This window comes from Synechococcus sp. UW140 (assembly GCF_900474295.1).
Lineage (GTDB): Bacteria > Cyanobacteriota > Cyanobacteriia > PCC-6307 > Cyanobiaceae > Synechococcus_C.
In genome coordinates this window covers 158402-178831 of record NZ_UCOB01000025.1, presented here as the reverse complement: position 1 = coordinate 178831, position 20430 = coordinate 158402, and the positions used below count along the sequence as shown (strand labels likewise).

Below are 20430 nucleotides of genomic sequence, written 5' to 3'. Positions count from 1 at the left end.
CTCAGGCCTCCACCATGCGGCCCTTCTGCGGGAAGAGACCCGCGGGACGGAACTGCAAGAAGACGACGATCAGAGCAAAGACCATCACCTGAGCCATGCTCGTCGTGGCAAAGAACTCGACCGCACTCGCCAACGGTGACGGCATGTCAGGCCAAACAGACAGCAGCCGACCTGCACCAATCAGGTCCGTGAGAACACCAATGGCAAAGGACGCCAGAACAGTGCCATACAAATTGCCCACACCGCCAAGAACCACAACCATGAAGCAGCCGACGATGTAGGAACCACCGACGTTCGGACCCACCGAACCGAGCAACGAGACGGCCACACCGGCCACACCGGCCAGACCGGAGCCAATGCCGAATGTGAGCACATCAACTGTTTCGGTTGGGATGCCGAGGCAATCGCTCATCGATCTGTTCTGGGTGACGGCACGGATGCGCATGCCCCAGACACTGCGATTCAAAAACCAACTGACTCCCACGACAGCCATCACCGTCATCACGATGATCACCAGCCGGGGAACTGGGAAGGTCATGCCTGCCATCTCCAGACCACCTCGCATCCACTGCGGTGCCGTGACATCAACATTGCGGGCATCTGCACGGGCAATCCGGTCGATCTGTGAGGCCAAACCTCCAGCAAGGCAGACACCCAAAAAGGCGGAGAAGGCCCAGGAGCCCAATCGGATCAACCGCGCACGCGCTCCCGCGAACCAGCCGGAAGGAAGCAAAAGGGGCAAACCAAATCCAGACACAAGCGCCAGGATCAGACCGGCGGCATAGGCCATCGGCACGCTGCGCACGAACTGCTGCAAGATCAAACTGACGCCCCAGGTCGCCAGCAGCGTCTCCAGCGGACTGCCATAAAGGCGACGGATCACGGTGCGTTCCAAAAGGATGCCAACCACACCACTGACGACAAAGGCCAGCGGAATGGCGACGAGCACATAGCAGTTGTAAAGGGGTTGCAGCGCAGGCAGCTTGAAGATCAGCTGCACCACATAGGTGGTGTAGGCACCGAGCATGATGAGCTCGCCATGGGCGAGGTTGATCACACCCATCAGGCCAAACACGATCGCCAGTCCAAGTGCAGCCATCAGCAAGACCGAGCCGATGGCGACACCGTTGAACAGGCTTTCAAAAAGCAGTTGCACGGAAGTCGGGACTGAAGCAGTCAGTGGAACGACAAAAAGAGGAGTCCCTAAAGGGACTCCTCCACAAACAATTCAGCAATCAAAAAGAGATGAAGCCGAATCAGAGCTTGTACTTACCGCCCTTGGAGGAATCGGTCCAATCACAGGCATAACCGGTGGAATCAGGGTGGATCTGGTTCCAGGCTTGCGGTGACACGGGGCCATCGGTCTCCTCGAGGATGGCGAACTGACCGTCCTTGGTGATCTGACCGATCCGCACGGTCTGGGAGAGGTGATGGTTCGGCATCACCTTCACAGGACCTTGAGGAGCATCAAACTCGATGCCAATCAGAGCTTCACGCACCTTGTCGTCTTCAAAGCTGTTGGCCTTTTCGACGGCGGCTTTCCACAGGTAGACCATGTTGTAAGCCGATTCCTGAGGGTCAGCGACCATCCGATCAGCGCCATAGGTGGCCTTGAAGTCGGCAGCGAACTTCTTGGAAGCCGGGGTGTCGATCGACATCATGTAGTTCCAAGCGCCGTAGTGGCCCTCAAGGAACTCGGAACCGATGGTGCTGATTTCTTCTTCAGCGATCGAATAGCTCATCACGTAGTAGCCATTGGCAGGCGTGATGCCGGCGTCCTGGATCTGCTTGAAGAAGGCAACGTTCTGGTCACCATTCAGGGTGTTGATAATCACACCACCATCAGGCAACGCTTTCTTGATCTTGGCGATGATTGGCGCCACCTCGGTGTTGCCCAGGGGCAGGTAATCCTCACCAACAACCTTGCCGCCAAGCTGCTCAACCTGAGCCTTGGTAATGGTGTTGGAGGTACGGGGGAAGACATAGTCAGAGCCCACCAGGAAGAAGTCCTTACCGGCAGCGGGTGACTTCTCATACATGAACTTGGTCGCCGGCTCCGACTGCTGGTTCGGGGTGGCACCGGTGTAGAAGATGTTGTTGGAACACTCCTGGCCTTCGTACTGAATCGGGTAGAAGAGGAAGGCGTTCTTCGATTCGTAAACCGGCAGCATCTCTTTGCGGCTGGCGGAGGTCCAGCCACCAAAGACGACGGGCACCTTGTCCTGGTCGATCAGCTTTTTCGACTTCTCAGCAAAGGTGGGCCAAGTGGATGCACCGTCTTCAACGATGGTTTCAATCGTGTAGTTCTTGCCATCGACCTCAACACCACCAGCGGCATTGATCTCTGCAATGGCCATCTTCTCGGTGTCCACCAGCGTCTTCTCCGAGATGGCCATCGTGCCGGTCAGAGAATGGAGGATGCCGACGGTGACGGTGCAATTGCCGTCGTCATCACAAGTGGCGTTAGTGGCCTCATCACTACCACCACCACAGGCAGTAACGGCCAGGCCCAATGACGCCGCAGCCAGACCGGCAAACAGACGCTTGGAGAGAGAAGAGCTCATGAAATCCTCAACACAGGATGCGCGCCTCGCGGCGACACCGGTTGAGTAGGACCCCTGAGCAATCGTTTTTGTATCAACAGGAACCAAATCGTATAACGTTTTTTTAATCTCTCCTTAACTTGGTAACTTTGGCAACTGCTGTTGCAGAAAGGCCACCACAAATTCCAGGCCTTCGCGGCTGTGCAGATTGGTGAAGCACCAAGGCCTTTCCCCCCGCATGCGCAAGGTGTCGCGTTCCATCACCGCGAGGTCTGCACCGACCAACGGTGCCAGATCAATTTTGTTGATCACCAGAAGATCGGAGCGGGTGATGCCAGGACCTCCCTTGCGCGGAATCTTGTCGCCAGCCGCGACATCAATCACATAGATGCACAGGTCCACCAGCTCTGGACTGAAACTTGCGGCCAAGTTGTCGCCGCCGCTCTCCACCATCACCAGATCCAGATCGGGAAACTGCGCCTCCAGCTCTGCCACCGCCGCCCGGTTGATCGAGCAGTCCTCCCGAATCGCCGTATGGGGGCAGCCACCGGTTTCCACCCCGCGGATTCGTTCTGGGTCAAGGGCACCTGCGCGAGTGAGGAACTGGGCATCTTCCTGGGTGTAGATGTCGTTCGTCACCACGGCGAGCTGCAACTGATCCCGCAGTTGTCGGCATAACGCTTCCACCAGGGCTGTTTTTCCGGAGCCCACTGGCCCTGCCACTCCCACACGCAGCTTGCTGCCCATCAGCTTCGGAACAAACGCGAATACAACTCAGCATGGGCCAGCTGAGCCAAAGATGCGCCAACTCCGCCAGACCAGAGCTGGCGCGGATCCTGCTCCTGAAGCAACCGCGCCTGCTCAGCGATCCTGGCCAACAGACGCTGCTGCAGCACCTGAGCCCGGGTGGGCCCCAACGGCACCAAACGCACTGCCGCACTGAGCTGATTGGCGGTCCAACCGTAGAGATAGCCCTCCACCATCTCCGTCTCGGACACGGCCAGCGCCAATGCTGCCCAAGCCCAGGCCCCTGGCCAAGCGAGCTTGGCAGGATGCGGCAGACCATGGTCCATATCCGCCATCAGCTGAAGCAGGGATCCCCCCATCTGCAGCTGCTGCGCGCGCATCTCAACCGCTTCCCGGGTAGACAGCAGCCATCCATCCAGATCGAGCACACGGTTCAAAGCGGCCTGATCACCAAGTCGAGTCCAGAGCTGCAGGTCTGCCCTGAGCAACGAGAGAGCCGCAGCCTCCAAGCGCAAGGCACCCCGTTCCAGTTCGGCTGTGAGCCAATCCTCGAGCGACGCCTCATCCGTGAGCAAACCCGCCTGAATCAACACCTCCAATCCCTCGGAGTAGCTGAAGGCACCCACCGGCAGAGCAGGGCTGACCAACTGCAGCAGAGCCAATGCACTCATACCGGAGGATTCATCTCGGAGTCGACATCCTCATGGCCATGTCGATGGCTGTGGCCAGCGTAGGCACCGCCTTCCGGCAGAAAGGGACGACGACAACGGCTCAGCGTGAGCCCCAACCCGGCCAACATCGTCGCGAGCACGGCGTCATCTAACAGCAACAGCTCATGCTCATGCAGCTCAAGGGACACATGCCGATTACCCAAGTGATAAGCCGCCTGCAATAACGCCAGGGGCGAAGCAGCCTGAACCCGTAGCAACTCCTCCTCTGCAGCCACCACCACCACCTGCCGCGTCCGCGCCCCATCAACCAACCGTTCACCAGGCTGAAGCGAGCCCTCCCGGGGCAATTGCAACAGCACATCCAGGCCACAACTGGTGCGCCTCCTGCCCCGCATCACTGTGCGCTGATGGGCAGTGAGCGGGAGCTGCAGCAGTTCAGCCGTCGCTGCGCTGAATGGGGCAGCAGCGGCCTGTCGATGTTCCAGCACGATCACCACGTCAGCCACCGATTCCGTCCTCCCTGATAACCCCAGCGTTCCCAGCCATCGAACCGTTGTTTGACATGCATTGCTACACAGTGAAGATGCCTGCTGCGCCGAGCGTGAGTCAATGCAACGCCCCGAGCCCTGGCATGGCCACTGCCAGCTGCACTTCGATTGCGCCGGCAATCGCACCCGTCACCAGGGAGGCTGCACAGCTCCCTTCAAACTGCTGCGTGCAGAGCAAGGCGACGATGGCCGCTGCGAGCTACCGCTGCTGCATACGGCCGGGGGCCTCGTCGGCGGAGACCAGCTCAGTCTCGATCTCAACCTGAAAAGGGACAGTCGCGCCCTGATCACCAGTGTGGCGGCGCAGAAGGTGTATGGAACCGTGGGCCGCAGCAGCCTCCATCCCGAAGGGGCCTGGGCGCTGCAAACCGTGCAATGCCAGCTGGCCAGAGGAAGCGATTTGGAATGGCTTCCGCAGGAGCTCGTGCTCTATGCCGATGCGTTGTTCGAACAACGGCTCAGCGTGATTTTGCCCAACAACGCCTCATTTCTGAGCGCCGAAATCGTGCGACTAGGTCGCACCGCCGCCAATGAAGTGCTGCAACAAGGACGATGGCGCTCAGCCCTCGCCATTCAACGACGCGATGGCGAAACACTGCAGTCCAGCCGCTGGGAATTGGTGGATCGCCTGGAACTCGGCAACAGCAGCCTCACCGATCAACACGGTCTCCAGGGTCAACCCGTGTTCGGATCACTGGTTTGGGCGGCACCGATGACCCTGGCTTCAGAGGTGATGACCTCTCTCCTGGATCACGCCCGCAACGATCGTGCCGGCCTCACTGGCAACATGCGCTGCGGCCAACTTGAGCAGGGCTTGGTAGCCCGCTACGCCGGCCCCTCCAGTCGAGACGCACGTTTTTGGTTCAGCCGCATCTGGGCCCGCACCCGGGCCCTGCGGGGATTGGCCCAGCCAAGAATTCCACGGGTCTGGCCGTTGCAAGAGCAGCCATTGGAGCGACAAGAGTTCACAACGAACCCGTTATCGGCCACAACAGCGACACACTGAAGAAGACCGAGGCCCCCTATGCATCTCAGTCCCCAGGAAAAAGACAAACTGCTGGTCGTAACCGCGGCCTTGCTGGCGGAGCGACGGCTCAATCGCGGCCTCAAGCTCAATCACCCCGAGGCGGTGGCCTGGCTCAGTTTTTTGATTCTGGAAGGTGCCCGTGACGGCAAAACGGTGGCAGACCTCATGCAGGAAGGCACCACCTGGCTGGCACGCGATCAGGTGATGGAAGGGGTGCCTGAGCTGGTGAATGAGGTGCAGATCGAAGCGGTTTTTCCAGATGGCACCAAGCTTGTCACCCTTCACGACCCGATCCGTTGAGGCCTTTCTCCATGCCATCCCTGATTCCCGGTGAGCTGCTTCCCGAACCCGGAGAACTCGAACTCAATGCCGGACGTCCCGTCACCACCATCAACGTGGCTAACAGCGGCGACCGTCCCGTCCAGGTGGGCTCCCACTTCCATTTCTTCGAAGCCAATGCAGCCCTGCAATTCGACCGGGAGGCCGCCCGCGGACAACGACTCGACATCCCTGCGGGCACGGCGATCCGCTTCGAACCCGGCGACAACCGTGACGTGAATCTGATCCCCTACGCCGGAGCCCGACAGGTGATCGGCTTCAACGGCCGCATCAACGGACCCCTCGACGCCTGAATCCATGGCTTATCGCATTTCCCGCCAGGCCTACGCCGAGACCTATGGCCCCACCCGCGGCGATCGCGTCCGCCTCGCCGACACCGAGCTGATTCTCGAAGTTGAGAAGGATTACACCGTTTATGGCGATGAGGTGAAATTCGGCGGCGGCAAAGTGATCCGCGACGGCATGGGCCAGGCCCAAACCTCACGAGATGGCGGTGCCGTCGACACCGTGATCACCAATGCTCTGATCCTCGACTGGTGGGGGATCGTCAAAGCCGACGTGGGCCTCAAAGATGGTCGCATCGTTGCCATCGGCAAGGCCGGCAACCCCGACACCCAGGAAGGGGTGACGATCGTGGTTGGACCCGGCACCGAGGCGATCGCCGGTGAAGGCCACATCCTCACCGCTGGAGGTATCGACACCCACATCCACTTCATCTGCCCTCAGCAGATCGAAACGGCCCTGGCCAGCGGCGTAACCACCTTGATGGGTGGCGGTACCGGACCGGCCACCGGCACGAATGCCACCACCTGCACGCCCGGTGCGTTTCACATCGCCCGGATGCTGCAAGCCGCCGAAGGCCTGCCGGTGAATCTGGGCTTCTTCGGCAAAGGCAACGCCAGCACCCCGGAAGCCCTCGAGGAGCAGGTGCGCGCCGGCGCCTGTGGGCTGAAACTGCACGAAGACTGGGGCACCACCCCGGCGGCGATCGATGCCTGTCTGTCCGTGGCAGACCAGATGGACGTGCAGGTCTGCATTCACACCGACACTCTCAATGAGGCCGGATTTGTTGAGGACACGATCGCCGCGATCAAAGGTCGCACGATCCACACCTTCCACACCGAAGGCGCCGGTGGTGGTCATGCTCCAGACATCATCAAGATCTGCGGTGAGGCGAACGTGCTGCCCAGCAGCACCAACCCGACGCGCCCTTACACCCGCAACACACTCGAGGAACACCTCGACATGCTGATGGTGTGCCATCACCTGGATCCAAAGATCCCGGAAGACGTGGCCTTCGCCGAATCACGCATCCGTCGCGAGACGATCGCCGCCGAAGACATCCTGCATGACCTCGGTGCCTTCTCGATCATCGCCAGCGACTCGCAAGCCATGGGCCGCGTCGGTGAGGTGATCACACGCACCTTCCAAACCGCCCACAAGATGAAGCTGCAGCGGGGTGCCCTGCCGGAAGACTCAAACCGCAACGACAACCATCGCCTGAAGCGGTACATCGCCAAAGTGACGATCAACCCGGCTCTGGCCCATGGCATCAGCAGCGAAGTGGGCTCGGTGGAAACCGGCAAATTGGCTGATCTGGTGCTCTGGAAGCCGGGCTTCTTTGGCATCCGCCCGGAGCTCGTGCTCAAGGGCGGCTCAATCGTCTGGGCCCAGATGGGCGATGCCAACGCCTCGATTCCCACCCCCGGACCGGTGCATGGCCGGCCGATGTTCGGTGCCTTCGGCAAAGCCCTCGCAGCCAGTTGCCTCACCTTCGTGAGCGAAGCGGCGATGGACACCGACATTCAGCGCCAACTGGGGCTGGATCGCACCTGCATGGCTGTTCAAGACACCCGCAACGTCGGCAAAAAATCCCTAAAGCTCAATGCCGCACTCCCGAAGGTGAGCGTGGATCCTCAGACCTATGAAGTCTTCGCCGACGGCGAGCTACTCACCTGCGAACCCGCCGAGGTGTTGCCCCTGGCCCAGCGCTACCTACTGCTTTGAGCACCACCCTGCTGGTGGTCCAACACGTTGACCGTGAAGGGCCAGGTGTGGTCGCCGAGCTGGCTAGGGAGCGTGGGATGTCGATCACAGCGCTGCGACCAGACCGTGGCGATCCATTCCCGAACCCCGCCGACTGTGCAAACACCGTGGCGCTCGTGCTCGGCGGACCAATGGGGGTGAACGAGCAACATCAGCCTGGGATGACATGGCTGCAGAGGGAGCTGGACTGGCTCAAGACCTGGCATGCCAGCAAACGTCCCGTGCTCGGCATCTGCCTGGGAGCCCAGCTGCTGGCGACCGCAGCCGGGGGCAGCGTCGAGCCACTGCAGGTTGGCCAACCGCCAACCCCTCTCAAAGAAGTGGGATTGGGTGCCATTCACTGGTGGGCCACTGCCGACCAGGAGCCAATACTGCAGGGTCTCGATGCCAGCGAGATCGTGCTGCACTGGCACGGGGATCGCATCCGCCTACCGCGCGAGGCCACCTTGCTCGGCTCATCACTGCACTGTCTCGAACAGGTGTTCCGCATCGACCGTCATGCAATCGGGCTGCAGTGTCACCTGGAGCTGAGCGGCAAGACCATCCACCGTTGGATCGACGAAGACAAGGATTATGTGGTGAGCGCCCGAGGCGAACAGGGGCTGGACGAACTACAGCGCCAATGGATCCAGTTCGGCCCAAGACTCGAACATCAGGGACGACGCCTATTCAGCAACGTGCTCGATCAATGGGCAGCCATGAATCAAGACTGAGCAGTCGAGACGGTAATGAGAATGACAAAACCGATGGTGCTTCTGTGTAATCAACGACATTGAGCCCCGGATGCGTAACAACAGCCACCTGTCGGGACCTAGCTGTTGGCGTTCAATTCCAATGAGCGCGAGCAGCGGTGATGTTCACGGAATACAGGCCAACATCTGGATATGACGAATACTTCTGCCGGCGTGAAGAGGCTCCTCGCTCATCTCTCGAGCCTCTGCTGTCGTCTCTGGGGCAGATGGGCATTGCCGAACTCAACCGAAACCATGCCGCCGCCAGTCATCTACTGCGGCGCTTAGGGGCCACATTTCGCCTCAATGAAAGTGGCATCCATAGCGGCGAACGGATCCTGCCCTTCGATCCGCTTCCACGCCTGATCGGCAGCAGCGAGTGGCAACGTCTCGAACAGGGGCTGATCCAGCGTCTTGAGGCGATCGACTGCTTTCTCGCCGACGTCTATGGCCCCCAACAGATTCTGAAGGACGGAGTAATTCCCCGTTCCGATGTGGAGAGCTCCGCCGGCTGGCGGCCAGACATCCAAGGCATCACTCTGCCCCTGAATCGCTGGTGCCATGTCTCCGGTTTAGACCTGATCCGCGATGGTGAAGGCACCTGGCGAGTCCTGGAGGACAACCTGCGCTGTCCGTCCGGGGTGGCCTACTTCTTGGAAAACAGGCGCGTGATGAAGCGCTTGTTCCCAAGCCTGTTTGAGGGAAGAACGGTGCAACCGATCGACGACTACCCCTCCCACCTGCTGCGCACCCTTCAAGACATCGCTCCCTGGAATGATGCACCTCAAGTGGTACTGCTCACTCCTGGCGTGTACAACAGCGCCTACTTCGAGCACAGCTACCTTGCCCAGCAAATGGGCATTCCCCTCGTTGAGGGGCGCGATTTGGTCTGCGAAGACAGCCGGGTCTGGATGCGAAGCACCAATGGGCTTCGAGCGGTTGACGTCATCTACCGCCGCATTGACGATGATTTCCTAGACCCGACTGTGTTCCGCAGCGACTCAATCCTGGGGATCCCGGGGCTGATTGAGGTGCTGCGTCAAGGCAAGGTGGCCATCGCCAATGCACCAGGCACAGGCGTAGCCGACGACAAACTGATCTACGCCCATGTACCGGCGATGATCCATTACTACCTCGGCGAAGAGCCGATCATCGAGAACGTTCCCACCTACCTGTGCTCTCGCGAGTCAGACCGCCAATACGTTCTCGACCACCTCGAACACCTGGTGGTGAAATCCGTGGCCGAAGCCGGAGGCTATGGAATGCTGATCGGCGCTCAAGCCAGTCGCTCGGAACTCGCCTGCTTCGACGCCAAGATCCGCGCCAATCCGCGCAACTTCATCGCCCAACCGACACTGCAACTCTCCACCGTGCCCTCCCTAAGCGACGGCGAGCTGTATCCATGCCACGTTGATCTTCGCCCTTACGTCCTGCGCGGCAAGAGCAACTGGGTCAGCCCCGGAGGATTAACGCGCGTGGCGCTCAAGCGGGGCTCCTTGGTGGTGAATTCTTCCCAGGGCGGCGGCTGCAAGGACACCTGGATCGTGGATGAGCATCACGTCAGTGCCGGTCACCATCAGGAGGCTGTGCCGTGTTGAGTCGCGTCGCCGATTCCCTCTACTGGATCCATCGCTATCTAGAGAGAGCGGAGAACATCTCCCGCTTTTTAGAAGTCAGTGGGGCCATGGCCCTCGATTGCCCTCCCGGCAGCGCCGAACCCTGGTTGCCCCTGGTCGAAGCCAGCGGCGATCGTCACCGATTTGATCTGGCCTATCCAGCTGGCAGCCCCAGAGAGGTGATCCGTTTTCTGCTCTACGACCTGGACAACCCCAATAGCATCGTGCGCTGTATTTCCAGCGCCCGCGAGAACGCGCGCCAGATTCGTGATGTCATCACGACCGAGATGTGGGAACAGATCAATGATCTGCACTGGAGCTTGCAGGTTGGTGAACCGATCTGGCAGGAGCCGCTGCAAGAGCAGCTGGGCACTATCCGTCGAGGATGCCAGATCTTCTACGGCATCACCGAAGCCAGCCTCAGCCGCGATCTGAGTTGGCTGTTCAGTCAGCTGGGGCGTTTGATCGAGCGCGCCGACAAAACCTCTCGCATCCTCGATGTGAAGTACTTCCTGCTCCTGCCATCACCGGAGGCGGTGGGAGGCGTCCTAGACGAACTGCAGTGGATCACTCTGCTGCGGACGGCCGGTGCCTATCAGATGTACCGCCAGAAGATGCAGCAGGCGATCAGTCCGATCTCCGTAGCCAGCTTCCTTCTGCTCGATCCGATTTTTCCCCGCTCGGTGCGCTTCTGCCTACAAGGCATCAACGCCACATTGGAACAAATTCAACAGCAACCTGTGCAGGGGCCTCCAGATGATCTCGACTGTTTGAGCGGTCAACTGCTCGCCCGCTGGAGTTACGTACGCATCGATGCCTTGATCAATGCTGGTCTGCACGAGGCCATCGACCAACTACAGCAAGACCTCAACCGCCTCCACACGCTGATCCAAGCGCGTTACTTCACCACGACTGACCTACGCCCCAACGTCGCCAATCCCGAATGCGTGCTCACATCTTTCACCGCCTGACGTATCAATACGCGGACCCGGTGACGCTCGGGGAACACCGCCTCTGTCTGAAACCGCGGGGCCAGGGATTTCAATGCCTACTCGACCACCAGCTCATGGTGCTTCCGGAACCAAGCCAGCAAAGGGAACTCTTGGCCGCCAGCGGTGACGAAATCCTCAGACTCAACTTTTTCGGCAGCACCGACCGACTCTGCTTCGAAGCGCGCAGCTGTGTCGAAACACGACCAGCCCCACCCCTGGAGATCTGCTTCAACGGCCTGGAGCCATCCCTTCCCTACCCCCGAGGCCAACTCAATCAGGATCTGCTCGGCGCTCTGGAGGGGTGGCTACCCAATGGCCAACACGAACCTGCGGCGATCGATCTCACCCAGGAGGCGCTGATGGGCAGCAATCAACAGACCCTTGCATTCCTGATGCAACTGATCGGGCTGATCCAAGATCGAGTGAAATACACCCAGCGCCATCTGGGCCCTGCCTGGCCAGCAGGCCGCACACTGCGGGAACGAATTGGTTCATGCCGGGATCTAGCGATGCTGATGGTGACCTGCTGCAGGGTGGTGGGCCTTCCGGCACGGTTTGTGAGCGGCTACCAGCTCCTGGATCCGGCCCCAGAGCACTACGACCTACACGCCTGGGCGGAGGTGTATGTGCCAGGCGCTGGCTGGCGTGGTTTTGACCCCAGTGCCGGCAGTGAAGTGAATGAGCGATACGTCGTCCTGGCCACCTCATCCAAAGCGGCTCTCACCGCAGCGGTCAGCGGCACGTTCAGTGGTCCACCCCAGACCGAAAGTGAGCTGAGCTGGAGCATCAGCGTTCAGGAGGAGCAAATCCCTGCCAAAGCAGCGAATGCGCTGATTCAGGCGGCCTGAAGCACGGGTCGCACACCATGGAGCAAAGGCTTCGGGGCCGACGCCACAGTGGCTGCCATCAACGCCGGGATGCGAGCACTGTTGTACACCCGAAATTCCCGCAGCAGGGACACGCCTTGTTCACGCACGGCCTGATTGAGCACCACCGATCCCTCCGAATCAGAAATCGAACGATGGAACGTGCCGGGTGGGATGCGCAGGATGTCGCCACCACTGTCTAAACGAACGATGTGGAAGGGAACATCCCAGGCGAGGTTCACCAGATAAAACGTGCGTCCGCCGCTAGCCGCCAGCAGATTGTCCTCCTGATGGGGATGGAGATAAAACTGCCAGGCCCCTGACTCCGGGTCATCCGGAGGACTGACGGCCGGTCCTGAATGAATTACCAGATCACGGGCATTCGACGTCTCCACCGTCACGTCGAAGAAACGCACCGATGGCGTGTCGCGAAACCGTTCATAGGCCAGCAGCTCGAACATGGTGTGAATCCAGTCAAGGCAGCTCTCTTGCTTGGTTGTATCGAAACCGCCCGATCAACGTGGTGGCAACCAACACCCCTTTCACCACGGCTTGCGGCTCAACCGCAATCAGATCAGCCCCCCAGGTAGGCCATCTCCGCATGGGGTGACGGTGAACCCAGCTGGGCCCGCAGCTCACTGAAACGATCCTCCCGTCCATGCCATGCAGTGGTCAGCGCTGCCATCAGGCCGGCGTGATCGGGTCGGGGCATCAACCACCGCCGTAGGTCAAGCCCCTCATTCGCGAACAGACAGGTGAAGGCCAGACCATCGGCGGTGACCCGCAGCCGGTTGCAATCACCACAAAACGGCTCGGTGATGGAGGCAATCACCCCCACAACCCCACCACCATCTCGATAACGCCAACGATTTGCAGTGGCGTGATGAGCACGACCCACAGGCTCGAGCGGCCAGTGACGGTGCAAACGGGCAATTATCTCCGCAGCCGGCACAACCTGCTGCTCGGTCCAGCCGTTGCGATTGCCCACATCCATATATTCGATCAGGCGCAGCTCCAGCTGCTGCTCGCGGGCCAGTGCCGCCAAAGGAATGAGCTGGTCCTGATTGACACCGTTCTGGATCACACTGTTCAACTTCAATTCGCCGAGACGCGGATCGAAGCCAGCCGCCCGAGCAGCCTTGAGCGCTCTCAGCACCTGAGCCAGCAAACGCTCACCCGTGCGCGCCTCCCCAGGCAAACCCGTCATACGCGCCACGCTGATGGCATCAGCTCCATCCAGACTGATCGTGACGCGGTCCAACCCAAGGGCCTTGAGCTGAAGGGCCCGCTCCGGCGTGAGCAGAACACCGTTACTGGTCAAAGTGAGCTGACGCAACTGGTGCAAGGGATCAGAGGGATCGGTACGACCCGCGGCAAGTTGCTCCAGCAATGGCCAAAGCCGATCACTGAGTAAAGGCTCGCCACCAGTGAGCCGCAACGTGTGGGCACCGAGCCGGCAGGCTGCGCGGATCACCGCCAACTGGGCCTCGAGATTCAACAAACCTTCCGGCTCCTTTGCATCCGGGCAGCAGTAGGGACAGGCCAGATTGCAGCGAGCAGTCAGCGAGAGACGCAACACCCCTAGGGGGCGATCCAGCTGATCGATGACAGGAGCCACGGTCATGCCTGTAACGCTGCCAGATCAGCAGGAGCATTCACATTGCGAAGAGCAGCAGCAGGCAGACGAACCGTCTGATGGGGAATCTGATCCAGCCAGCGCAACCAACGTCGATCGCCTTGCTGCAACTGCTGCCGAAGCAGCGGCTGAAACGGTGCACCGGAGGGATAGATGCCCAGTAAGGGTTGCAAGCGTTCGCCATCATCCGCTACGGCCACACGCTGGGGATCGATCTGCCAGGCATCGATCAACTGCTGCAGCACCGCCGGAGTGAGTAGCGGCATATCCACAGGCGCCACCAACAATGGATAACCAGAGTCAACAGCCAAGACCCGCTCCAACGCCCGCAAAGGCCCCTGCCAGGGGGGCGCTTCGAGCATCACTTGCACCTGAGGCCGTCCATGCAGCAGCGCTTGGTGGGTCTGATGTCGGCTCACCACCAAAACCGGCAACTGCAATGCCCGCAGATGATCAACAAGGGTGGGCAACCAGAGGCCACCGCTGGGATGGGAAAGCAATGCCTTATCGCGACCCATCCGTTCACTGGCACCGCCACTGAAAACGCAGGCTGTGAGGCCGTCAGATCTCATTACAAGAGGCGAACAAACGACCACTGAAGCCAACGGGCAATCGTGCCAAAACATCACGGCAAATATGTAGCAATGATCACCTTTGAAAGATCAATCGCAAGAACTCATTGCATTGATTAGCGTAAATAATGTTTAGCGAGAACCGTTTTCACTTGTTTAGTAGCCGCTGCAACCATTGGAAGGGTAGCGAGTGGCGTTTAATCAATTTGCGAACGGTCCTTTTGTTCAGCGCCGTCTAATTCCATCCTCAGCACTTCTCTTCTGACGCTCGAGGGCACCAAAATTTCACTTTCATGCTTGGCGATCTTTGGTCGTTCCAAGGGAGATATCGAACACTTCATCTCACTTGGATTGCCTTTTTCCTGACGTTCGTCGTCTGGTTCAATCTTGCCCCTCTAGCCACCACAGTACGAGCAGATCTCGGCCTCGAACTCGGCCAGATCCGCACGGTGGCGATCTGCAACGTGGCCCTCACCATCCCAGCTCGGGTGCTGATCGGCATGCTGCTCGACAAATTCGGACCCCGGATTACCTATTCCTCAATCCTGGTCTTCTCGGCCTTTCCCTGCCTGTTGTTTGCCGCCGCTCAGGACTTCAACCAGCTGGTCGTAGCCCGTCTTCTGCTCTCCATTGTCGGCGCCGGCTTCGTGATCGGCATCCGCATGGTGGCTGAGTGGTTCCCGCCCAAAGAAATCGGCCTAGCTGAAGGCATCTACGGCGGCTGGGGCAACTTCGGCTCGGCCTTCTCGGCACTCACCATGGTGTTTCTAGCTGGTGTTCTCTCGTTCTCCGGTGGCTTCGAACTACCAACAGGTGCAGTGCTGAACTGGCGCGGTGCGATCGCCCTCACAGGCATTATCTCTGCCCTTTACGGCGTCTTCTATTTCTTCAACGTCACCGATACACCTCCAGGCAAGGCGTATCAAAAGCCAGAGAAAACCGCTGGATTGGAAGTGACCTCCATGCGTGATTTCTGGGGCCTGCTGGGCATGAATGTCCCCTTTGCTGCGATTCTGTGCGTGCTCTGCTGGCGCCTGCAGAAAGTGGGCTTCCTCACTGCCGCCACCTATCCACTGGCCCTGGGCGCTGTTGCCCTCTGGTTTGCCTTCCAAACCTGGGGCATCATCCGCACCAACCGTGAACTGATCCTGGGCAACAAGGTCTACCCCAAGGAAGACCGCTACGAGTTCCGTCAGGTAGCCATTCTGGAACTCACCTACATCGTCAACTTCGGTTCCGAGCTCGCTGTGGTGTCGATGCTGCCCACCTTCTTTGAAACCACGTTTGATCTGCCAAAAGCGACGGCCGGCATTCTTGCCTCCTGCTTTGCATTCGTGAACCTGATTGCCCGCCCTGCAGGTGGTTTGATTTCCGACAAAGTCGGCAGCCGCAAGAACACCATGGGCTTCCTCACCGCCGGCCTGGGCTTTGGCTACCTGGTGATGAGCATGATCAAACCCGGCACCTTCTCAGGGGCCAGCGGCATCACCGTGGCCGTGGTGATCACGATGCTTGCGTCCTTCTTTGTGCAATCCGGAGAAGGTGCAACCTTTGCCCTAGTCCCTCTGGTAAAGCGCCGCGTTACCGGTCAGGTTGCCGGGCTGGTGGGTGCCTACGGAAATGTCGGTGCTGTGACCTATCTCACCATCTTCAGCCTGCTGCCGATGTGGATGGGTGGTGGTTCAGATCCCTCACCGGAGGTGATCGCCAACTCCAACAGTGCCTTTTTCATGATCCTTGGCATTGCTGGGCTGATTGTGGCCTTCTTCTGCTTCTTCTTCCTGAAAGAACCCAAAGGGTCTTTCGCAGAACTGCATGAAGGAGAAGAAGCGATTCCTGTGCTGGCTGGTCGCTGACCCCTCAAGCCCCACAACAAACGCCGCAGATTGCGGCTTCATGGCCTGGGCTAAAAGCCCAGGCTTTTCATTCTCAAAGCCATGACCACACCGTCTGTGCGCAGCCAGTGCCCCTACTGCGGTGTGGGCTGCGGCCTTGAATTGCTCGCTCCAGCCCAACCCGGTCAAGCCGTCAAACGCGATCCCGAAGGCAACCCAATCTGGACCGCGCGCGGCGACCGCCAGCACCCTTCCAGCCTTGGACAGGTGTGCATCAAAGGCGCCACCGTGGGGGAAACCCTCTCCCGCGGACGCCTCCAACAACCGCTCTATCGCGCCAGCCTTGATCAGGACTTCCAGCCGGTGAGCTGGGATACGGCCCTCCAGACGATCACCGATCAGATCCGTACAACCCTGCAAAGCAAAGGCCCTGATGCCATTGCCATGTATGGCTCTGGTCAGTTCCACACTGAGGATTACTACCTCGCCCAGAAACTACTGAAAGGAGCCCTAGGCACCAACAACTTTGATGCCAACTCACGCCTATGCATGAGTTCGGCTGTAGCCGGCTACACCCGCAGCCTCGGCTCCGATGGCCCCCCCTGTTGCTACGAGGACATCGACCATTGCAGTGTGGCCGTGCTGATCGGCACCAACACGGCCGAATGCCACCCGGTGCTGTTCCAACGACTGCTCAAACGCAAAAAACGCAACCCCAACAGCCTCACGATCGTGGTGATCGATCCACGCCAGACCAACACCGCCAAAGCTGCCGACATCCACCTTGCCGTGGCACCAGGCACCGACCTGGCCCTGCTCCATGGCATTGCCCATCTCGTGCTGCGGGAGAACGGTCAAAACGTCAGCTTCATCGACCAACACACCGAAAACTACAAACCATTCTTCGATGTGGTGACGCGCTGGACGCCACGCAAGGTGGCGCGCTTCTGCGGCATTCCCGAGAAACGTCTACGCGACGTCGCCGAATTGTTCCACAGGCGTCAGCGGGTGCTGAGCCTGTGGTCGATGGGCGTGAACCAACGGCGTGAAGGCACCGCTGTGGTGCAGGGGCTGATCAACCTGCATCTGCTCAGTGGCCAGATCGGCAAGGAAGGGGCCGGGCCGTTCTCACTCACCGGCCAGCCCAATGCAATGGGTGGGCGTGAAGCCGGCGGGCTGGCCCATCTCCTTCCCGGCTACCGACTGGTGACCAATGCCGAACACCGCAGCCAAGTCGAACAAGCCTGGAACGTTCCAGCAGGGCGAATCTCGCCGATGCCTGGACTCTCCGCCTGGCAGCAGGTGGAAGCCATGGAACGAGGCGAGCTTGAGCTCTGGTGGGTGGCTGCCACCAACCCTCTGGTGAGCATGCCCGACCTGGAACGGGTCAAGGCAGCGATGCAGCGTTGTCCACTGGTTGTGGTCAGCGAGGCCTACGCAGACTCGGAAACATCCCACTACGCCCATCTGCTACTGCCTGCCTCGCAATGGAGCGAGAAGGCCGGCGCCATGACCAACTCCGAACGGCGCGTCACCTACTGTCCGGCCTATCGGCCCCGCCATGGCGACAGCCGGCCCGACTGGGAAGTGTTCGCAGACATCGGACGACGCCTGGGCTTCGTGGATCAGTTCAGCTACCACTCCTCCGCAGAGGTGTATGCAGAATTCACCAGGCTGACCACTGGACGACTCTGTGACATGTCAGGTCTAAGCCATGACCTGCTGGAACAAGAGGGTCCGCAGCAGTGGCCCTTCCCCCAAGGCAGTGCTCCGACGCAGACCGCGAAACGCCTCTACACCGACCATCACTTCGCCACAGCAACGGGCCGAGCCCGTTTCAGCAACGACAAACCGCTCGGTCTGGCCGAACCCCCATGCAACACCTTTCCACTGGTGCTCACAGTGGGGCGCTACCTCGGGCAATGGCACACGATGACGCGCACTGGCAAGGTGAAACGTCTGCAAACCATGCACCCCGAACCGGTCCTGGAAATCCACCCAGACGATGCCCGCGCTTATCAAGTGGAAGACAAACAACTCGCAGCGATCAGTTCCCGCCGCGGCCACATCACCGCGAAGGTACAGGTCAGCCCCCGGATCCGTCGCGGCACTGTGTTTTTACCCATGCACTGGGGATTTACTCAGGACAAAGCCTGCGAAGCCAATGTGCTGATGCATGATCAAGCCTGCCCTGTGTCGAAGCAACCGGAGCTGAAGGCCTGCGCTGTTGTCGTGGCGCCAGCAGTGTCCGTCGTCAAACCGGTGGAGCAAGAGATGGGACGACTGAAGGCACTTCGCAACCTGCTCACGCCAGCACTTCACTGAAAGCCGCTTCAAGGTTGTGGTGATCGTGCCCAGGCCGCACCAGCTTGCAGAGAGCGAACCGCTCCAGCTCACTCATCCCTGACCACTGGGCTGGCGTCAACCCAACCCCCCGCGTAGCGGCAGCAGTCAAAACTTCAGCTGGACATCGATCGGCCTGCTGCCACGCTGCATCCACGATCGGGAGAAGATCCTTCGCCATCCCCTCGGGCATGCCACTGGTGCAGCAACGCAGATGCTCGCGCAACTGCTCTAAAGCGTCAGACGCATCGGGCCAGTCCACCAACTCCTGACGCTGTGCCTGGCTGAGAGCAAGCCAGTGATTGAGTTTGAGCTTGAGGCCGATCAGATCCAACTTGCGGCGCACACAGAGGGGAATGCAGCGCCAGTTGCCAATGAAATCCTGCTCAAAAGCAAAACAATGACTGGCCGAATTGTGATGACTGCCCATCAACCAGGAGGGTGAATGGTGTCAATGATGACAACAAAGGAACGCAGAACCAGCGATGTTCACGCTGTTACAAGATTAACGTCGTGCGCTTCGCCCTCTCCCTTGGAATGTTGCTTGGCATCTCCCATGGATGGGTGATGTCTGAGAACTTGGCTCAAAACAAACCGAGCTTCCTGAATACTGGACAAAGCGTTAATTCTGATACTGATTTCTCTCCATTCAGTAGCGGTTCGCACCATTTTTTCTCATACTGAAATTCTGTTGAAGAGTTTCAGGCGTGACTCACACCATTTCGTCCGTCTCAGGCCGCAGTCCCATCACTGTGGCGGCCGGTTTCCTGGGTGCCTTCATCGTCGGTTCCCTTGCCGTGCAGTTGGTTCACAGCCAATCCACCGCGGTTCAAACCGGAGCGGCAGCTGTTGAGCCTGTCGTCGCCAGCCCCGCCACGCTGTGGGCTGCATTGGGAGAACGGGATGCAGTGAGTGAGAGCAGCCGTGTTCCCACCGCCGCCACCAACGTCCAACCCACCAACGCCACGGCCGCCAACATTGAAGCGGTCAAGGTTGAGGCAGTTGTGGGCTCTGAAGCCACCCTGTGGGCCCCACTCGGAGCGCGCTGATCGAGCACTGATGCCAAGCCAACCACGCCCTCTGCACCGGAACGGGGTTTAGCGTCCCAATCGTCAGGACGCAGAACCGTGGGACTGAATCGACGTTCCTTCCTGCTCGGCAGTGGACTCACAGCCGCCGGACTCGTCGGTTCATGGCTGGGGGAAGCCGACCGTGCTGAAGCTGCTCCCCTCAAGGTCAATACGGCAATTCAGGCAGATGAAACGCCCCGTTCCTGCCAGCCCCAAGACCCTCTGGCAGCCTTGCTCGAGGGCAACGAACGTTTCGCCGCCGCTTGGCAGAGCAACAACACCGCAACGACCATGGCGGCAAGGGCTGAGGCGATGTCCAGCCTATGGACCAAGGGTTGCTATCTACCAGGCGACACGCTGACAACAGGCCAGGCCCCCTGGGCTTCCATTCTCAGCTGCGCCGATTCACGCGTATCTCCGGAATGGATCTTCGATGCTGCCCCAGCGGATCTGTTCGTGATCCGCAGCGCAGGCAACACCGCATTTGATAACGCCATCGCCTCGCTCGAATTCGGCGTGGCCACGCTCCACACACCGTTGATCATGGTGATGGGTCACAGCGACTGCGGCGCTGTCAAAGCAGCCCGCGACAGCGCCCCTCTCACTCCACTGCTGGAGCAACTGGTGAAACCGATCCGGGCCAGCCTCAGCCCAGGGAACACTCTGGCAACAGCGATCAAAGGCAACGCCGGCTTCGCCGCCAAACAACTCACACAACGCAGCCAGGTGCTGGCCGATGCAGAGGTCGATGGCCGTCTCACGATCGTGGTTAGCTACTTCGACATCCGGTCGGGCAAAGTCAGCCTGGTCTGATCTGCCAGGCTGAATCGCGAAGCACGACCTCCGGC

The 20430-nt window shown here is 59.9% G+C and carries 21 protein-coding genes; 12 read left to right on the top strand and 9 right to left on the bottom strand.

Features of this window, described 5'->3' with window-relative positions:
* Position 1 precedes the first annotated feature (1 nt).
* The 5 genes from DXY10_RS10645 to ureE all read right to left on the bottom strand — a co-directional run bounded on the left by DXY10_RS10645 (position 2) and on the right by ureE (position 4467).
* Positions 2–1156 carry a branched-chain amino acid ABC transporter permease gene (locus tag DXY10_RS10645; protein ID WP_115019146.1) on the bottom strand — a complete coding sequence of 385 codons (1155 nt, stop codon included), beginning with the start codon at positions 1154–1156 and terminating at the stop codon, positions 2–4.
* Between the two features lie 100 nt (positions 1157–1256).
* Positions 1257–2564 carry an urea ABC transporter substrate-binding protein gene (gene urtA / locus DXY10_RS10640; RefSeq protein WP_115019144.1) on the bottom strand — a complete coding sequence of 436 codons (1308 nt, stop codon included), beginning with the start codon at positions 2562–2564 and terminating at the stop codon, positions 1257–1259.
* A 114-nt stretch (positions 2565–2678) separates the two neighbouring features.
* Positions 2679–3290, bottom strand: a complete 612-nt coding sequence (ureG, locus tag DXY10_RS10635) for an urease accessory protein UreG (protein ID WP_115019142.1) — start codon at positions 3288–3290, stop codon at positions 2679–2681.
* Positions 3290–3961, bottom strand: a complete 672-nt coding sequence (locus DXY10_RS10630; protein ID WP_115019140.1) for an urease accessory protein UreF — start codon at positions 3959–3961, stop codon at positions 3290–3292. The genes ureG and DXY10_RS10630 overlap by 1 nt, the downstream gene beginning before the upstream one ends.
* On the bottom strand, positions 3958–4467 hold the full coding sequence (gene ureE, locus DXY10_RS10625) for an urease accessory protein UreE (RefSeq protein WP_115019138.1): 510 nt from the start codon (positions 4465–4467) through the stop codon (positions 3958–3960). Before ureE ends, DXY10_RS10630 begins: the two co-directional genes overlap by 4 nt.
* Positions 4468–4570: 103 nt before the next feature.
* On the opposite strand from ureE, the gene DXY10_RS10620 reads away from it, so the two are divergent.
* From DXY10_RS10620 to DXY10_RS10585, 8 genes are all read left to right on the top strand, one after another.
* Positions 4571–5515, top strand: a complete 945-nt coding sequence (locus tag DXY10_RS10620; protein WP_115019136.1) for an urease accessory protein UreD — start codon at positions 4571–4573, stop codon at positions 5513–5515.
* Between the two features lie 18 nt (positions 5516–5533).
* Positions 5534–5836: an urease subunit gamma gene (locus tag DXY10_RS10615; RefSeq protein ID WP_115019134.1), complete on the top strand. Its 303-nt coding sequence runs from the start codon at positions 5534–5536 to the stop codon at positions 5834–5836.
* Positions 5837–5847: 11 nt separating this feature from the next.
* Complete coding sequence (locus tag DXY10_RS10610) at positions 5848–6168, top strand: urease subunit beta (RefSeq protein ID WP_115019132.1); 321 nt, start codon at positions 5848–5850, stop codon at positions 6166–6168.
* A gap of 4 nt (positions 6169–6172) precedes the next feature.
* The gene (ureC, locus tag DXY10_RS10605; protein WP_115019129.1) at positions 6173–7882 is read left to right on the top strand and encodes an urease subunit alpha; all 1710 of its coding nucleotides are present in this window, start codon (positions 6173–6175) and stop codon (positions 7880–7882) included.
* Positions 7879–8634: a type 1 glutamine amidotransferase gene (locus DXY10_RS10600; protein ID WP_115019127.1), complete on the top strand. Its 756-nt coding sequence runs from the start codon at positions 7879–7881 to the stop codon at positions 8632–8634. The genes ureC and DXY10_RS10600 overlap by 4 nt, the downstream gene beginning before the upstream one ends.
* 140 nt (positions 8635–8774) lie before the next feature.
* Positions 8775–10250, top strand: coding sequence for a circularly permuted type 2 ATP-grasp protein (locus tag DXY10_RS10595; RefSeq protein WP_115019126.1), 1476 nt, complete (start codon positions 8775–8777; stop codon positions 10248–10250).
* Positions 10244–11239 carry an alpha-E domain-containing protein gene (locus DXY10_RS10590; protein WP_115019124.1) on the top strand — a complete coding sequence of 332 codons (996 nt, stop codon included), beginning with the start codon at positions 10244–10246 and terminating at the stop codon, positions 11237–11239. The genes DXY10_RS10595 and DXY10_RS10590 overlap by 7 nt, the downstream gene beginning before the upstream one ends.
* Positions 11212–12108 carry a transglutaminase family protein gene (locus DXY10_RS10585; protein WP_115019122.1) on the top strand — a complete coding sequence of 299 codons (897 nt, stop codon included), beginning with the start codon at positions 11212–11214 and terminating at the stop codon, positions 12106–12108. The genes DXY10_RS10590 and DXY10_RS10585 overlap by 28 nt, the downstream gene beginning before the upstream one ends.
* Here DXY10_RS10585 and DXY10_RS10580 read toward each other — a convergent pair.
* The 3 genes from DXY10_RS10580 to DXY10_RS10570 form a co-directional block, all read right to left on the bottom strand.
* Entirely contained in the window at positions 12096–12587 is a 492-nt protein-coding gene (locus DXY10_RS10580) for a redox protein (RefSeq protein WP_115019121.1), read from the bottom strand. The genes DXY10_RS10585 and DXY10_RS10580 overlap by 13 nt on opposite strands.
* A 113-nt stretch (positions 12588–12700) precedes the next feature.
* Positions 12701–13750 (bottom strand): GTP 3',8-cyclase MoaA, encoded by a 1050-nt coding sequence (locus DXY10_RS10575; RefSeq protein ID WP_115019119.1) that lies wholly within the window; start codon positions 13748–13750, stop codon positions 12701–12703.
* On the bottom strand, positions 13747–14334 hold the full coding sequence (locus DXY10_RS10570) for a molybdenum cofactor guanylyltransferase (RefSeq protein WP_115019117.1): 588 nt from the start codon (positions 14332–14334) through the stop codon (positions 13747–13749). The genes DXY10_RS10575 and DXY10_RS10570 overlap by 4 nt, the downstream gene beginning before the upstream one ends.
* 293 nt (positions 14335–14627) lie before the next feature.
* On the opposite strand from DXY10_RS10570, the gene DXY10_RS10565 reads away from it, so the two are divergent.
* Together DXY10_RS10565 and DXY10_RS10560 are read left to right on the top strand one after the other, a co-directional pair.
* A complete protein-coding gene (locus DXY10_RS10565) occupies positions 14628–16190 on the top strand; it encodes a NarK family nitrate/nitrite MFS transporter (RefSeq protein ID WP_115019115.1) in 1563 nt (520 codons plus the stop codon).
* Positions 16191–16271: 81 nt separating this feature from the next.
* The gene (locus tag DXY10_RS10560) at positions 16272–18494 is read left to right on the top strand and encodes a nitrate reductase (protein WP_115019113.1); all 2223 of its coding nucleotides are present in this window, start codon (positions 16272–16274) and stop codon (positions 18492–18494) included.
* Here DXY10_RS10560 and DXY10_RS10555 read toward each other — a convergent pair.
* Positions 18475–18942: a nitrate reductase associated protein gene (locus DXY10_RS10555; RefSeq protein WP_115019112.1), complete on the bottom strand. Its 468-nt coding sequence runs from the start codon at positions 18940–18942 to the stop codon at positions 18475–18477. The two genes, DXY10_RS10560 and DXY10_RS10555, sit on opposite strands and share 20 nt — an antisense overlap.
* A gap of 277 nt (positions 18943–19219) precedes the next feature.
* On the opposite strand from DXY10_RS10555, the gene DXY10_RS10545 reads away from it, so the two are divergent.
* Together DXY10_RS10545 and DXY10_RS10540 are read left to right on the top strand one after the other, a co-directional pair.
* Positions 19220–19561: a hypothetical protein gene (locus DXY10_RS10545; protein ID WP_115019108.1), complete on the top strand. Its 342-nt coding sequence runs from the start codon at positions 19220–19222 to the stop codon at positions 19559–19561.
* Positions 19562–19639: 78 nt separating this feature from the next.
* Positions 19640–20395: a carbonic anhydrase gene (locus DXY10_RS10540; RefSeq protein ID WP_115019106.1), complete on the top strand. Its 756-nt coding sequence runs from the start codon at positions 19640–19642 to the stop codon at positions 20393–20395.
* Positions 20396–20430: the final 35 nt, after the last annotated feature.

Bases quoted from the DNA above. Each gene is read 5' to 3' on its own strand.
- urtA (WP_115019144.1), bottom strand. From the start codon at position 2,564: ATGAGCTCTTCTCTCTCCAAGCGTCTGTTTGCCGGTCTGGCTGCGGCG.
- ureG (WP_115019142.1), bottom strand. From the start codon at position 3,290: ATGGGCAGCAAGCTGCGTGTGGGAGTGGCAGGGCCAGTGGGCTCCGGA.
- DXY10_RS10630 (WP_115019140.1), bottom strand. From the start codon at position 3,961: ATGAGTGCATTGGCTCTGCTGCAGTTGGTCAGCCCTGCTCTGCCGGTG.
- DXY10_RS10620 (WP_115019136.1), top strand. From the start codon at position 4,571: ATGCAACGCCCCGAGCCCTGGCATGGCCACTGCCAGCTGCACTTCGAT.
- DXY10_RS10615 (WP_115019134.1), top strand. From the start codon at position 5,534: ATGCATCTCAGTCCCCAGGAAAAAGACAAACTGCTGGTCGTAACCGCG.
- DXY10_RS10610 (WP_115019132.1), top strand. From the start codon at position 5,848: ATGCCATCCCTGATTCCCGGTGAGCTGCTTCCCGAACCCGGAGAACTC.
- ureC (WP_115019129.1), top strand. From the start codon at position 6,173: ATGGCTTATCGCATTTCCCGCCAGGCCTACGCCGAGACCTATGGCCCC.
- DXY10_RS10595 (WP_115019126.1), top strand. From the start codon at position 8,775: ATGTTCACGGAATACAGGCCAACATCTGGATATGACGAATACTTCTGC.
- DXY10_RS10585 (WP_115019122.1), top strand. From the start codon at position 11,212: ATGCGTGCTCACATCTTTCACCGCCTGACGTATCAATACGCGGACCCG.
- DXY10_RS10580 (WP_115019121.1), bottom strand. From the start codon at position 12,587: ATGTTCGAGCTGCTGGCCTATGAACGGTTTCGCGACACGCCATCGGTG.
- DXY10_RS10575 (WP_115019119.1), bottom strand. From the start codon at position 13,750: ATGACCGTGGCTCCTGTCATCGATCAGCTGGATCGCCCCCTAGGGGTG.
- DXY10_RS10570 (WP_115019117.1), bottom strand. From the start codon at position 14,334: ATGAGATCTGACGGCCTCACAGCCTGCGTTTTCAGTGGCGGTGCCAGT.
- DXY10_RS10565 (WP_115019115.1), top strand. From the start codon at position 14,628: ATGCTTGGCGATCTTTGGTCGTTCCAAGGGAGATATCGAACACTTCAT.
- DXY10_RS10560 (WP_115019113.1), top strand. From the start codon at position 16,272: ATGACCACACCGTCTGTGCGCAGCCAGTGCCCCTACTGCGGTGTGGGC.
- DXY10_RS10555 (WP_115019112.1), bottom strand. From the start codon at position 18,942: ATGGGCAGTCATCACAATTCGGCCAGTCATTGTTTTGCTTTTGAGCAG.